This window comes from Pseudomonas sp. TE21394, assembly GCF_054057835.1.
Map to the genome: position 1 here is coordinate 874,743 of NZ_JBSRZR010000001.1, position 14,294 is coordinate 889,036.

General features: G+C 60.7%; 11 protein-coding genes. 9 read left to right on the forward strand and 2 right to left on the reverse strand.

From position 1 onward, the window contains the following. From ACVWZT_RS04015 to ACVWZT_RS04025, 3 genes are all read left to right on the forward strand, one after another. Positions 1-3,087, forward strand: a complete 3,087-nt coding sequence (locus tag ACVWZT_RS04015; RefSeq protein ID WP_296231039.1) for a MexW/MexI family multidrug efflux RND transporter permease subunit — start codon at positions 1-3, stop codon at positions 3,085-3,087. A gap of 4 nt (positions 3,088-3,091) precedes the next feature. Then, the gene (locus tag ACVWZT_RS04020; protein WP_457468269.1) at positions 3,092-4,531 is read left to right on the forward strand and encodes an efflux transporter outer membrane subunit; all 1,440 of its coding nucleotides are present in this window, start codon (positions 3,092-3,094) and stop codon (positions 4,529-4,531) included. A 414-nt stretch (positions 4,532-4,945) separates the two neighbouring features. After that, on the forward strand, positions 4,946-5,305 hold the full coding sequence (locus ACVWZT_RS04025; RefSeq protein ID WP_296231042.1) for an ArsR/SmtB family transcription factor: 360 nt from the start codon (positions 4,946-4,948) through the stop codon (positions 5,303-5,305). Positions 5,306-5,343: 38 nt separating this feature from the next. Here the strand turns inward: ACVWZT_RS04025 and ACVWZT_RS04030 are convergent, their stop codons facing one another. Both ACVWZT_RS04030 and ACVWZT_RS04035 read right to left on the reverse strand, forming a co-directional pair. Continuing rightward, a complete protein-coding gene (locus tag ACVWZT_RS04030; protein ID WP_296231043.1) occupies positions 5,344-5,901 on the reverse strand; it encodes a chorismate--pyruvate lyase family protein in 558 nt (185 codons plus the stop codon). Between the two features lie 20 nt (positions 5,902-5,921). Beyond that, positions 5,922-6,389, reverse strand: coding sequence for a flavin reductase (locus ACVWZT_RS04035; protein ID WP_457468270.1), 468 nt, complete (start codon positions 6,387-6,389; stop codon positions 5,922-5,924). A gap of 328 nt (positions 6,390-6,717) precedes the next feature. Between ACVWZT_RS04035 and ACVWZT_RS04040 the strand changes: the two genes are divergently transcribed. The 6 genes from ACVWZT_RS04040 to rfbA all read left to right on the forward strand — a co-directional run bounded on the left by ACVWZT_RS04040 (position 6,718) and on the right by rfbA (position 14,165). Next, on the forward strand, positions 6,718-7,329 hold the full coding sequence (locus ACVWZT_RS04040) for a TetR/AcrR family transcriptional regulator (protein WP_296231044.1): 612 nt from the start codon (positions 6,718-6,720) through the stop codon (positions 7,327-7,329). A gap of 383 nt (positions 7,330-7,712) precedes the next feature. Then, entirely contained in the window at positions 7,713-8,684 is a 972-nt protein-coding gene (locus tag ACVWZT_RS04045) for a DapH/DapD/GlmU-related protein (protein ID WP_457468272.1), read from the forward strand. Then, complete coding sequence (locus tag ACVWZT_RS04050; protein WP_296231047.1) at positions 8,681-9,895, forward strand: glycosyltransferase family protein; 1,215 nt, start codon at positions 8,681-8,683, stop codon at positions 9,893-9,895. The genes ACVWZT_RS04045 and ACVWZT_RS04050 overlap by 4 nt, the downstream gene beginning before the upstream one ends. A 76-nt stretch (positions 9,896-9,971) precedes the next feature. Further along, entirely contained in the window at positions 9,972-12,104 is a 2,133-nt protein-coding gene (locus ACVWZT_RS04055) for a prenyltransferase/squalene oxidase repeat-containing protein (protein ID WP_457468274.1), read from the forward strand. 43 nt (positions 12,105-12,147) lie between these two features. After that, positions 12,148-13,212 (forward strand): dTDP-glucose 4,6-dehydratase, encoded by a 1,065-nt coding sequence (gene rfbB / locus ACVWZT_RS04060; RefSeq protein WP_296231051.1) that lies wholly within the window; start codon positions 12,148-12,150, stop codon positions 13,210-13,212. A 38-nt stretch (positions 13,213-13,250) separates the two neighbouring features. Then, positions 13,251-14,165 carry a glucose-1-phosphate thymidylyltransferase RfbA gene (gene rfbA, locus ACVWZT_RS04065; RefSeq protein WP_457468276.1) on the forward strand — a complete coding sequence of 305 codons (915 nt, stop codon included), beginning with the start codon at positions 13,251-13,253 and terminating at the stop codon, positions 14,163-14,165. Positions 14,166-14,294 lie beyond the last annotated feature (129 nt).

Here is a 14,294-nt window from a genome sequence, read left to right on the forward strand (position 1 = left end):
ATGCACTTCACTGATGTTTTCCTGCGCCGGCCGGTCCTGGCCCTGGTGGTCAGCACGCTGATCCTGCTGTTCGGGATCATGGCTTTCAACAAGCTTCCGGTACGTCAGTACCCGATGCTGGAAACCTCCACTATCACCATCACTACCCAGTATCCAGGCGCCTCGTCGGAACTGATGCAGGGTTTCGTGACACAGCCGATCAGTCAGGCCGTGGCCTCGGTCGAGGGTATCGACTACCTGTCGTCCACTTCGACCCAGGGCAAGAGCCTGGTGACTGTGCGCATGCAGCTCAACAGCAACTCGATCAACGCGCTGACCGAGGTGATGGCCAAGGTCAACCAGATCCGCTACAAGCTGCCCGAAGAAGCCTATGACCCCGTGATCGAGCGTACCTCGGGCGGTTTCACCAGCGTCGCCTACGTGGCGTTTTCCAGCGAACAACTGTCCATGCCCGAGGTGGCCGACTACATTTCGCGAGTAGTCGAGCCGATGTTCTCGGGTATCGATGGGGTGGCCAAGATCAATGTACTGGGTGGGCAAACCCTGTCCATGCGCCTGTGGCTCGACCCCGATCTGCTGGCGGGCTATGGCATCACCGGCCAGGACGTGGCTGACGCGATCCGGGAAAACAACTTCCAGGCCGCTCCAGGTCAGGTCAAGGGCCTGTACGTGGTCAGCAACCTGCGGGTCAACACCGATCTGACCAGCGTCGACGACTTCAAGAACATGGTCCTGCGCAACGACAATGGCAACCTCATTCGTGTGCGGGACGTCGGCACCGTCGAGCTCAACGCAGCCTCGTTCGACACCAGCGGCGCCATGAGCGCGGTGCCGGCCATGTTCCTGGGTCTCGATGCGGCGCCTACTGGCAACCCGCTGACCATCGTCAATGCGGTCAAGGCCCTGATCCCCGAGATCGAGAAGACCCTGCCGCCAGGCGTCAAGGTGCAGATCCCGTTCGAGGTGGCTCACTTCATCCAGTCGTCCATCGACGAGGTCACCCATACCCTGATCGAAGCGCTGGTCATCGTCGTCCTGGTCATCTACCTGTGCCTGGGCACTTTCCGCACGGTGCTGATCCCCCTGGTAACCATTCCGTTGTCGATGCTCGGTGCCGCCGTGCTGATGCAGATGTTCGGCTTCAGCCTGAACCTGCTGACGCTGCTGGCAATGGTGCTGGCCATCGGTCTGGTGGTGGATGACGCCATCGTCGTGGTGGAGAACGTCCACCGCCACATCGAGGAGGGCAAGACACCCTTCGAGGCGGCTTTGCTCGGTGCCCGCGAGGTGGCCGGGCCGGTGGTGGCGATGACATTCACCCTGGCTGCGGTATATGCCCCGATCGGCCTCATGGGCGGCTTGACCGGAACACTGTTCAAGGAGTTCGCGCTGACCCTCGCCGGCTCGGTGGTGGTGTCCGGTATCGTAGCGCTCACACTGTCGCCGATCATGAGTACCCGTCTGCTCGATTCCAAGTCGAGCGAAGGCTACATGGCGCACAAGGCAGAAACGTTCTTCAACTGGCTGGCTGACCGCTACGGCAAGTTGCTGGGAATGTCGTTATCCCGCCGCTGGATCAGCCTGGCCATCGCCTTGGTGATCTTTTTCAGCCTGCCGGTGCTGTACAAGTCGGCGCAGAGCGAACTGGCACCGATGGAGGACCAGAATATCCTGCTGACCGCCATCAAGGCGCCGCAACATGCCAACATCAACTACGTCGAAGCGTTCTCCCGAAAGCTCCACGAGGTATTCCAGGAATTCCCCGAAGGCTACAGCGATTGGGTGGCCAACGGCACCGACGGTATTTCCAACAGCGTTGGCGGCATCAACCTGGTGGACTGGCAGCAACGCGAACGCAGCGCCAACCAGATCCAGCCATTGCTGCAGCAGCGGGTTAGCCAGATCGAGGGCACCAGCATCTTCGTCTTCCAGATGCCGCCGCTACCGGGATCCACGGGCGGCCTTCCCGTGCAGATGGTCGTGCGCAGTGATCAGGACTACCAGTCGTTGTTCGAGGTAATGGACAAGCTCAAGAGCAGCGCCCGCAGCAGCGGTCTGTTCGCGGTGGTCGACAGCGACCTGGACTTCAACAACCCGGTGGTCGAGGTGCAGGTCGACAGGGCGAAGGCCAACGCCATGGGTATCCGCATGAGCGATATCGGCAAGACCCTCAACAGCCTGATCGGCGAGAAATACATCAACCGTTTTGCCTACCATGGCCGTTCCTATGATGTGATTCCGCAAGCGCTACCGCAGGACCGCCTGACGCCAGAGGCGCTCAACCGCTACTACGTCAAGGATCAGCACGGCAACCTGGTACCGCTTTCCACCCTGGCCACGATCAAGGTGAAGGTCGAGCCCAACCTGCGCCCTCAGTTCAACCAGCAGAACGCCGCGACGTTGCAGGCAATTCCGATGCCTGGCGTGACGCTGGGCGACGCCGTGGCCTTCCTCAGCGAGCAGGCCAGGGGGTTCCCGGCTGGCTACACCTATGACTGGCAGTCCGACACCCGGCAATACGTGCAGGAAGGCAACACCTTGATGCTGACCTTCGCCTTCGCCCTGGTGATCATCTACCTGGTGTTGGCCGTCCAGTACGAGAGCTTCATCGATCCGTTCATCATCCTGATCAGCGTACCATTGTCGATCTGTGGGGCACTGTTGCCGCTGGCGCTGGGCTACACCTCGCTGAACATCTATACCCAGATCGGCCTGATCACGCTGATCGGCCTGATCAGCAAACATGGCATCCTCATGGTGGCGTTTGCCAACGAACTGCAGCTACACCACGGCATGGGCAAGCTGGAAGCCATCCGCCATGCGGCCGAGGTGCGCCTGCGACCGATCCTGATGACCACCGCCGCCATGGTAGTGGGCCTCGCTCCGCTGATCTTCGCGACCGGCGCGGGCGCCAACAGCCGCTTCGGTCTGGGCCTGGTCATTGTCGTGGGCATGTTGATCGGCACATTGTTCACCCTGTTCATCCTGCCAACGGTCTACAGCTTGCTCAGTTCCGCCAGGCAGCCCAAGGCGCTGCCCGTCACGGCTGACGACAGCCAGGCCATCGATGCCGCGGCGCGAGGATAATCCCATGTTGAAAAAGACACGCTATGTACTGCCGCTGCCGCTGCTGGCCGCGATGGTCGCCAGTGGTTGCGTGAATTACGCCGGCATCGACCATCGTCAGCACTTGCTGACCCCCGAGGGGGCACCTTCTGCATCCTTGGCCGACGCGCGGCTGCCGACCGCGCCATGGCCGACTGACAACTGGTGGCAGCGCTACGGCGATGCCCAGCTGGACAGCCTGGTAGCCAAAGCCTGGAATCACAATCCAGGGCTTCAGGAAGTGCAGGCTCGGGCTGACAAGGCCAATGCCTTGCAGGCCTATTACGACGCGGACCAGGCCCCGCAGCTCGACGCTTCGGGTGGTGTCTCGCGCTCGCGGCTGTCGCGCAGCGAAGATTTCGACGGCCAGGGGAATCGCTACATCACTGTGCGCAGCCTGGGCGTGACATTCGATTACGACCTCGATCTGTGGGGGGGCAAGCGCAGCGCGTGGGAGGCCTCGGTCAGCCAGGCCAAGGCTGCGGAAGTCGAACTGCAATCAGCGCGTCTGCTGCTGGCAGCCAATGTCGTCAAAGCCTACAACCAGCTGGCTTATGCCTGGGATGTGGTGGACCTGAGCGAACGTGATCTCAAGCGCCTGCGACGCCTGCAGGGGCTGACCAGTGATCGCTTCAACAATGGCCTGGACAACAAATCCCAGCTGCAACGTGTCGATGGTCTGGTAGCACGCGCCGAAGCGAGCCTGCTGGGTGCCCGTAGCAACATGGAAATCGCCCGCCTGCAGCTTTCGGCCTTGCTCGGCTCAGGGGTCGACGGTGCCCGTGATATCGTGCGGCCCAGACCGCTGAAAAGCGATGACGCGGCGCTGCCTGAAAACCTGCCCGCGGAACTGCTGGGGCGGCGTCCGGATATCGTTGCGGCCCGCTGGCGTGTCGAAGCCCAGACCCTTACGGTGGCTTCGGTCAAGACCCGCTTCTACCCCAACATCAACCTGCGTGCCGCCGGTGGTGTGCATGCCCTGTCCGGCGACAGTTTCAACGACACGGTCAGCCGCTTCTGGAACATCACGCCGACCGTGACAGTGCCGCTGTTCGACGCCGGCCGCCTACGGGCCAGCCTCAAGCAGAGCAATGCCGACCTGGATATGGCAATTGCCAGCTACAACACCGCCCTGAATGCGGCGTTGCATCAGGTAGCCACGTCGGTGACCGAGCTGCAGGCCGTCAATCGGCAGATAGGCCTGCAGCGCACTGCCCGCGACACGGCCCAATCGTCCTTCGACCTGGCCGTAGAGCGGTTTGAAATCGGCGAGAACAACTTTCTCGATTCGCTCAACATCGAAGAACAACTGATCGAGGACGAGCTGCGCCTGGCCTTGCTGAGCAGCAAGCAGATCGACTCGGCGGTAGGACTGGTAACGGCCCTTGGTGGTGGTTACCAACCGGCAACTTCGAACGCTCAATGAACGCGCCTTCCGGCACCTGGGTCAGTCCTTGGTGCCGGCTTCACAGTTTGAAATAATTGCCCTTCACCTGCCCCGCTGCACGCCAACCTGTTGTTTTAAAAGCTCATCTGCGTTGAGCTTTTGTCATTTTCATAGCACGTTCATCCCATCCGGCTCACGAAACCCGGCAAATTGGTATATAGTTCCACACTGCTCGTACTAACAAACAATCCATGTCCCGAGTGCAAGCAGCTATCGAATGATGGCCCAGGGTAATGGGTAGATTGTCATCCTCCTGGGTACTGCCAGGCTCGGATTTCTGATTTCCAAGAGCGCGAGATGGAAGCGCGCCTGATCGCTACAGGGAAGTTGCTGGACCAGATGGCAATCGTGCCTCAGGCCAAGTGATCCCTGTAAATCAATTGAGGTAATCGCATGTACACTGCCAACCATCCCAGCATTGAACAGATTCGCTTGGAAAACGTCCTGACAGCGCTCGGCAATCCGTTGCGCCTGACCGTACTGAAGGTTCTTTCCGATGGTGAAGAGCACCCTTGTGGGCAAATTCTCAAGGGTGCGTCCAAGTCGACCATGACCCACCACTGGCGCGTCTTGCGCGACAGCGGTGTGATCTGGCAACGCCCCTATGGCCGGGAGAACTTGCTGTCGATTCGCCGGGATGACCTGGAAACGCGTTTCCCTGGCCTGCTGACTTCGCTGCTCGAAGCCGTGGCCAATGATCCGTATACCGCGCAAGTCATTCGTGAAAACGAAATGCGCCTGGAAGAAGCCTGATTCGCACCCCGCTCACCGCCGCAAGGCGCGCGCCCGGTTCAAATAGCCAATTTGAAGGGCGCGCTGCCTTGTTGCACAAGGCCCCAGAACTGCGGAACGAAGCACTCTGCAATCAGCAGGGGCTTGCCACCGCGCATGAAGCGCGACCTGCGAGCCAGCAGGCCACGGCCGGGCTGGCCTAGCCGCTGCGCGAGGCGCGACAACGGCGAATCGGCTTGCGGGCGTTGGCACTCGAAGGCTTCGCGATGGATCTCTGGCGAGCTGTACAGCATGCTTCCCAGTGGCTGATCACCCAGGCCTGCCAGCTCCGGCCAGGCCGGCTGACTGGCCTGCAGGGGAGTGAAACTGCGTGCGCAAACCATGACCTCGCCATCGACGCGCAACGCCACTTCGCGGAGCCAAACCGCCTCCCCTTGGGCAACGCCCAAGGCACATGCATCACTCGGTTCCGCACTCACTACCGATTGCCCGACCAGGTCCAGGCTGAACTGCCCCAGCGCTTTCAGGCGCAAGGTCAGGGAGCCCGGTGCCGATAGCCATTGCCGTTGGTCGTCGGAAAGGCCAGGTAGCGGCCTCGTAGTCCAGAGGTCGTCCATAACGCGTGCTCCCGATCAACTCAAGCGGTGGGCTGGGCCACGGCAACCCGGTGATAAGCCCGGTCAAAATAGATCAGGCCTTCCGGATGCTGGGCACTGTCGATACCCAGGACCTCGCAGTAGAAGATGCTGTGGCTACCGACAGTGTGTATTTCGCTGATCCGGCAATCGAAGCACACCAGCGCCTCGTCCATCCGCGGTGCACCGCTCGCGCCGGTAGTCCAGCGAGTGGCGAGAAAGCGCTGCTCCATGTCGAGGTTCCGGTCGGCGAACACACTCGACAGGCTTTGCTGATCACCACGCAGAACGTTTACGCATAGCACACCGTTCTCTTCGAAACTGCTGCGCTGGCGAGACTGGTTATTCATGCATACCAGAAGCATCGGCGGGGTATCGGTGACACTGCAGACTGCCGAGGCCGTGAAACCGTGGCGGCCACCAGGGCCGTCCGTGCTGATGATCGATACGGCGCCGCCGAGTCGCGCCATGGCATTTCTGTAAGTGGCAACATCCATTGTTGATACGCTCCAGTGGGTAGCTATCCGTGCGAAAAAACCTTTGGCAATCATGAATGTGCGCCATTTCTGACAGTTTGTAAGCCAGGGTTGACGAACCCTGGAGGCTGGCGCGTATTATTGATTGTACGGATGTATTAGTACAATTCAAGTCTTTTTGTGTTGCAGTTCAGTTAATGCCTGGCCAGCCCACGCGGTACAAGGTGTGCCGGCTCCAGGTGTACTTGAATGGACATGACGGAACAGGGCGCGCAACCGCTCGGGTTACGGCCCCATCCGCTGTGAGAATGGAGAGGTAGATATGAGTGGTCGAGGAAGACCTCGGGAGTTTGATCGTCATCAGGCGCTGGTCCAGGCCATGTTGTTGTTCTGGGACAAAGGATACGACGGGACATCGCTGAACGAGCTGATGACCGCCATGAAGATCAAGTCTCCCAGTCTCTACGCCGCCTTCGGTTCCAAGGAGGATCTGTTTCTCGAGGCCCTGGAGCTCTACTGGTCGACGGTTGGCGAGGAAATCTGGAGCGAGCTGTACAAGTATGAACGGGCGCAAGATTCAATCCAGGCCGTCTTGCTGGCAACAGCGAGAATCCTGACCCGGGAAGATCGCCCACACGGTTGCTTCGTTACCCAGACCGACTTGAAGTCGCCGCTGCCCAATCTTCGGGTGGGGCTGAAAGTGCTGCGATGCAAGCCGTTCGAAATGCTCAAGAACCGTTTGCGCCTCGGCCAGGCCAGTCGCGAGATCGGCCAACATGTCGATTGCGAGAGCGTGGCCCACTACTACGGCATCGTCCAGCGCGGTATGGCAATGGTGGCACGCGACGGTTCGCCACGCGACACCCTGGAAAAAGTGGCGAGTCATGCCATGGGCACCTGGGACAAGATCGTCCCCTATCCGACCGCGCACTGACGCCCTGCCAGGCCAGCAAGTGGCCATCATTTCCCGTATATTTTGTTTGATACCGGCCACCCATGTGGCCGGCCTCGTCCTGGCGTCGCCGCGCCTTCCCTACCATTTGCTCTACAGATCCACAATTTTGAAACCATTTAGTGCGCATTTCTGGCCGGCAATTTTTTTAACAGGCGGCACAGAAAACGTATTGCCTAGCAAATATGTCTGTACTAGGATGTGCGAACAGTACGAAATGACTAGTACATTAATTCTGTTCAACGGCCGCCTGCTTACCCCTCGCATTCAGCCTGGCCGCTGACAGGACGCAGTAAACAGGACACAGACGCACGTTCCCGCCCAGTCAGTGGCGGGGCTGAATCTGTACACGCAAGGAGTGTGTGATGCAGACGACATGGCTTGTCGAAACAAGGACGCATGTATCACCCGATAGCAGCATTGGCGATGCGACCTGGGTCCGCGCCGGCAACCGGTTGCAGACAGTGGCACTGGGGCAAGGCTGCTTCATCGGCTTCAACTGCCAGCTCGAATACCTGGACGTGGCCGATCGCGGCATGCTGGCCTCAGGGGTCATTGCACGAGGTACCTACGAACACCCGATCCATATTGGTCAAGGTGCCTGGATCGGCGCTCGGGCAACCCTTGCACCAGGCGTTCGCATTGGTGCCGGTGCCGTGGTGGCCGCGGGGGCATTGGTCACCGAGCACGTCGAACAGGACTGCATCGTCGTAGGCCGGCCCGCCCGGGTCATCGCCCGCCGGCAGGTAAATGAAGACGGCTGGCCAGACCCCGCTCCCGTCCTGCAGAAAGTGCTGAAGCGCCAGCGTGACGGGTTGCCCTCTTTTCTCGATCCCGAATCCTGCACGCTGAACCGTATCCACCAGCTCAATCCGCAACTTGACTCCTGGCATTTCGGCGAGCACTCGCTGATCGACGCCGAGCTTTCCGGTGGCTCTGCGGTGCAGGTTGGCATGGGCTGCATATTGATCGGACGCAGTAGCCGGCATGGGGGCATACACGAATTCGGTGGCATCACGCTTGGCCAGCGGACAGTGCTCGGGCGCGGGGTCGTCATCGAGGGTGCCGGCGGTGTCAGCATTGGCGACCAAAGCCGGCTCGGCGACCAGGTCACCCTGGTTTCCTCATCCCATGATCATCGGTTTCGGTCGCTGCCCTGGCAGGCCGCGCCGATCCGCATCGGCAAGCGTTGCGACATCGGCACTGGCGCTCTGATCGTCGGTCCCGTTTCCCTCGGCGACGGCGTGAGGGTGGAACCCTATGCCGTCGTCATCCGCGATGTACCCGCAAATTCTGTCGTTAAAGGCGTCATTCAACTCAAAGAGGAAGTCGCATGATCCTGTTCGCCCCCGCCCCCACCGGTTCTGGTCATAACATGCGCGTGCTGTCGATTGGACGGGCCCTGCGCAATTACAACCCGGACCTCGAAATGAAGGTCGCCCTGGCCTCGTTGCAGGATGTGTTCACCCCGATGTTCGAAAGTTCCGGCATTGAAGTGATCGATGTTGCCGGACAACTCATGGACTATTCGAAAAAGAGCAATCTGTCGCGTCAGCTCGACTGGGGTAGCTACATCGCCGGGTACATCTCCAACACCTTCCTGTCCAGTGAGCGCATGCTGGCCTACCTGGCAATCATCGAAGAACACAAGCCTCGGGTGGTCATTTCCGACTTCAACATGGCGGCCTGCCTGGCGGCCATCTTCAGTCGCACGCCTTTTGTATTCGTCACCGAGCGATACGACTTCACCCTGTGCCAACTGACCGATCAGGATCTGAGCGAAGGCGGCTTCGAGCTCAATGCCGAAGATCTCAAGCGTGCGCGCACCGCATTGCACAAACAGTTCTCATGGATGATCGAGCAGAGCCAGCTGGTGCTCACCGACAAACCCTACATTCCTGAAATGGATAACGGCACACCGGTGGCCAGCGCGCTGCTGGAGGGCAAGGCGCACTTTGTCGGCCCGATGATTCGTGACTTCACCCAGACCAACGCCTCCACTGTGCGGGCTGACCTAGGCCTGGGCGACGGGCCGTTCATCGTCGCGTCCATCAGCGGCACCACCATGTTCGCCGAGAGCAAGCAGAACCTGCTCAACGCCTACCTGGAAGCATTCGAACAACTGCGCACCGTGCGCCCCGAGCTGAAGATGGTGCTATTGGGTCGCCAGGACATCGCCCCGCGGGAAGGCCTCATCAGCGTGCCTTACTACCCCGACTGGATGGGTTTGCTGCGTGAGGCCAGCCTGCTGGTATCGGCGCCAGGCTGGATCACGGTCACCGAAATCGCTGCACTGCGCATTCCGACCCTGTTCGTGCTGCCGTCGAAATCCGAGTACCACGAAGCCGAAGCCCTTGACCGCCTGGCACGCCTCGGTTTCCCGACCTATCTCGGTTGCGAGGCCACCGCCATTGCCGGACTGATCGATGCCGAACTGGACAAGGACACTGACGTCCCCAGCTATTTCGGCGCCCACCAGCGCGTTGCCGCCCCTGACGGGCTTGGCGCTCAGCGGGCCGCCAGCCGGATCCTCAGCCTGACGCACTAAGCGAGAACATCCACAGCATTTTTCAAAGGAGGGTGCCATGCACAGCACCTCATCTGCCTTCTTGGCTGAAGCCTTGATGGATAAGGAAGCAGGTGGCTTTCTCGCCATCACGGACGCGACCGGCACATTGCGTATCAGCAGTGACAAACGCCTGGAGGACCAGGTGGCTGCCACCCTGTTCTTCGCTCAGCACGGCGATACCTGGCAGGCCGAGTTCGCGCTGGCCGGGTTGCTCGATCTGCACGATGCCGAGCACCAGGGGTTTACCGAACTCAGCGACCGGCAATGGAACGCCCACGGCTCCGGGCGGTGCAGGACCCTGGCCTTGCAGTTCGACGCCTTGCGGGCGCTGCTGGAGTTCCGCCGCCAGCGGCATGACAGCGCACCGCTGCAGCAGGTCAGCGAAGGCATTCTGCAGCGCTTTCAGCAGGTGTACGACGGCCATCTGCTCGGTGGTGTCCTGGCCAGTGACTGGGGGACGGTGATCGATAGCCACATGCCGATCGAGCTGGACATTGCCGCAGTGAACCTGCTGTGCAGCCTGTGCAACTGCAAAACCGAGGCCCCTCTGCCTGCGCACTTGCAGCAGCATGTATGGAAGCTTGAAGACGAAGTGCGCGCCGAGCTCAATGGCCTGGGGGCGGGCGCTCTGCGCCAGACGGCCAGCCGCGCCCGGGCTGCCTCGGCACTGGCACGCTGGGCACGGGGCAACAGCCACCAGGAAATGCTGCAACTGGCCTGCATGCTGCTCGATGACACCTTCGAGCGTTTGCACGATCACACCTATGGCGGCTACTGGGACCGCATCCGTTACGACCAGCGCGTGGGTGCTGACTGGCTGACCTCATTCAAGCGCAACGAGTCACCATTCCCGATCAAGACCAGCCTGGATGTGGCGTTGCTGCTCGAGGCCGTGGAACTGGCCAGGCCGCGTGAAAGCCAGCAACGACGCGAGCAATTGCTCAAGGCGATGGCGGATTTCCATGACAGCTACCACGGTGGTTTCTTCCTTGGAAAAGGGTATTTCTGGTCGACCCCAGTCGATCCGACCGTGCCGTTCATTCGTCAGTTCTGGGCCCCTCCCCGTCAGCTAGGTGTGTTCCACATCGGCAACCTTTCGTATCTGCCGCTGCATATCAAGAGCCTTGAGGGGCAACTGGCCTGCCTTGGCGCACTGCATAGGCACGCTGCGAATCTGCCGCCGGCAGCCGCGCCGCACGAAGTGGACCTCGGCTCACTGCGCAGGGTGAACAACCGCAGTCGACTGGAGCAGCCGCATCTTGGCCCATTGCCGGAGCTGAATGTGAACTTGCCGGCTTACTTCGAGTGGCTGCGCCAAGCGCGGGCGTCACTGGCTGTTCCGTACGGGCTGACCGCAGAAATGGCCCCGCAGGGCTTCCGCGCTGACCGTTGCTGGCAGGTCTTCTCCGCCTTGCATGTGATTTCCGACCTGTACGCACTGAAAGCGGCAATCGACGACAAGGCCAGCCTGATCGCTTGCATCCAGGCATCGCAGAACGCAGACGGTGGTTTTGCCGAGCAACCCGGTCAGCTCAGTGATGTATTCGCCACCTATTGCGCCGTGATTTCCCTGCGCCTGCTGGGCAGCGAGCCGCTGTCGAGGCCGGCCTGCGTGGCCTACCTGCAGCGCTGCCAGCAGGACGATGGGGGCTTCGGCAATGTGCCGGGCTACCAGTCGGATATCTGGCACAGCAACCTGGCCGCACTGTCGCTGCATGTCCTGGGCGCCGAAGCGGCCAAGCCGCAAGCACTGCTGGGCTTCATTCTCGCTTGCCGCCACGGCGACGGTGGCTTTGCCAACCGGCCAGGCAACCCGCCGGACACATTCTCCACCTATCGTGCCGTGTCCTTGCTGCACGCGCTGGACCACGAACTGGTCGACGCCGCCAGCACCGTGGCATGGCTGCAGGGGCTGCAACAACCGCATGGGGCCTTCCTCTACCGCCCGGGCAAGGCAGTCAGCCTGGTCGGTAGCTACATGGCGATTGCCGCCTTGTACCTGCTCGATGCGCGCCCACGGGACATACAGGGCATCGAGGCCTGGATCTCACGGCATCAGAAGCAAGATGGCGGATTCGGGCCGCTGAACACGACCTCGGCCACCACCGATGAAAGCTTCACCTGCATCCAGTCACTGCTGATCCTCCGGGGAGCGCTCAGCAAGTACTGGGTCGCGTTGGTCAACTGAGCCCGCCGAACGGATTCGTAATAATCATCACAGGAGTGCTTGCGTGAAAATCTTGATTACTGGCGGTGCGGGCTTCATCGGCTCCGCCGTGGTTCGTCACCTGATCGAACATACCGATTGCCATGTGGCCAACGTCGATGCACTGACCTATGCCGGCAACCTTGAATCGTTGGCCAGCATTGCCAGCTCCGAGCGCTATCGCTTCTACCAGGCCGACATCTGCGACAAAGCCCAGCTGCAGCGGATTTTCAGTGACTTCCAGCCTCAGGCTGTCATGCACCTGGCAGCAGAATCGCATGTCGATCGCTCCATTGAAGGGCCCGAGGCGTTCGTGCGAACCAACGTGCTTGGAACAGCGACACTGCTGGAAGCCACGCGGGCCTACTGGAACGGCCTGGAGCCCGACGCCCGCCTGGCGTTCCGCTTCCACCACATTTCCACCGACGAGGTCTTCGGTGACCTGGAAGGCACCGACGACTACTTCACCGAGGACACTCCCTACGCGCCCAGCTCGCCCTACTCGGCGAGCAAGGCTGGCAGCGACCACCTGGTCCGCGCCTGGGGACGCACTTACGGTTTGCCGGTGTTGGTGACCAATTGCTCGAACAACTACGGCCCCTGTCATTTTCCCGAGAAGCTGATTCCGCACATCATCCTCAACGCCCTGCACGGCAAACCGCTGCCGGTATACGGCAACGGCGCGCAGGTCCGCGACTGGTTGCACGTCGAGGACCACGCCCGTGCCTTGCATACCGTCCTGACCCGGGGCGTCGTCGGCCAGACCTACAACATCGGCGGTCATAACGAGCGACGCAACCTGGATGTGGTACTCGGCATCTGCGCCCTGCTGGAGGAGCTGCACCCCGACAAACCGGAGGGCGTAAAGGCCTACAGCGACCTGATCGAGTTTGTCAGCGACCGCCCGGGGCACGACCAGCGCTATGCAATCGACGCCGGCAAGATTGCCGACGAGCTGGGCTGGGTGCCACAGGAAACCTTCGAGACCGGTCTGCGCAAAACCGTCCAGTGGTACCTGGAGAACCGCGGCTGGTGGCAGCGGGTGCTCAATGGCGCCTACCGCCTGGAGCGACTCGGAAGCGCTGCCTGATTTTTCACATCTCACTCATGTTTCAAGGGAGCTGTTTCATGAACCAGACCAAGTACAAAGGCATCCTGCTGGCCGGTGGATCGGGCACACGCTTGCATCCGATAACCCTGGGAGTGTCCAAGCAATCGTTGCCGATCTACGACAAGCCGATGATCTACTACCCACTGTCCGTACTGATGCTCGCCGGCATCAACGAGATACTGGTGATCTCCACACCCAACGACTTGCCGGGCTTCCAGCGCATGCTGGGTGATGGTAGCCAGTTCGGCGTGCAGATCAGTTATGCCGAGCAACCTTCACCAGACGGGCTGGCCCAGGCGTTCATCATCGGCAAGGAGTTCGTCGGCGACGACAACGTGTGCCTGGTGTTGGGCGACAACATATTCTATGGCAGCCAGTTCGGTAGCACCTTGCGTCAGGCGGCCAGCCGCGAGCATGGCGCGACCGTGTTCGGCTATTACGTGGCTGAACCGCAACACTTTGGTGTCGTCGAGTTCGACAACAACGGCAAGGCCATCAGCATCGAGGAAAAGCCCCGGGTACCGAAGTCCAACTACGCGGTTACCGGCCTGTACTTCTACGACAACAAAGTCCTGGAGATTGCAGCGCAGGTCAAACCGTCGGCCCGCGGCGAACTTGAAATCACCGACATCAACAATGCCTACCTGGAACAGGGCACGCTGAATGTCAATGTACTCGGCCGTGGCTTCGCGTGGCTCGACACAGGTACCCATGAGTCGTTGCTAGAGGCCGGCAATTTCGTCCAGGCTATCGAAAGCCGCCAGGGGCTCAAAGTGGCATGCCTGGAGGAGATCGCGTTCCAGAATGGCTGGATCAACCAGGCTCAATTGCTGGCACGCGCTGCGGCACTGAAAAAGACCAGCTATGGGCAATACCTGACATCCATCGCCGTTGCTGCCGACGCAGGCGTGCTGACAGCGTTGACCGCGTGACCTTTCACGCCAGCTAGTAGCGTTTTGACTGCATCTGCATTAGCCTCTGGCCACGGTTGCATACGGCACCGTTGGCCGGAGTGCCAGCTTTTGCGAAAGGGATTTTCTTCTGTGTCTGCCTCCATTGTT